This is a genomic window from Olsenella profusa, from assembly GCF_016900315.1.
GTDB lineage: Bacteria > Actinomycetota > Coriobacteriia > Coriobacteriales > Atopobiaceae > Thermophilibacter > Thermophilibacter profusus_A.
Genome location: NZ_JACSNQ010000053.1, coordinates 1 through 430, shown reverse-complemented (window position 1 = coordinate 430; position 430 = coordinate 1). Strand labels below are relative to the sequence as shown.

1 protein-coding gene is annotated in these 430 nt (G+C 48.6%); it reads left to right on the top strand.

The window, feature by feature from the left end; genetic code table 11:
* Positions 1–188 precede the first annotated feature (188 nt).
* On the top strand, positions 189–430 hold a 242-nt coding region (locus tag H9X80_RS08990; RefSeq protein ID WP_204794003.1), incomplete at its 3' end, for a Maf family protein.

Here is a 430-nt window from a genome sequence, read left to right as displayed (position 1 = left end):
GGTAGGACTACCCTGCTGCCCGGCGGATGCGGCTCCGGAAATCAAAGCCATCAGCAAGTATATTTCACACTGCAAAGGCGGCTACGGTTGCGGACGGGATGTGATTGAGCAGGTACTGAAAGCACAAGGAAAATGGATGGCTGGACAGGCTGCTTTCGGCTGGTAATTATCTAAAATACTTCAGAAACATGAAACCACTGGAAAATCTTCAAAATTATAAGATTGTACTGGCTTCCAATTCTCCGCGTCGTCGGGAATTGTTGAGCGGGCTGAACCTGGGCGACACGGTAAGAGTGTTGCCAGGAATCGACGAAAGTTATCCGGACGATCTGGAAGGAGCAGACATCCCCATGTATATCTCACGCAAAAAAGCAGATGCCTACCGCAATTTCATGGGAGAAGATGAACTGATTATCACGGCAGATACGAT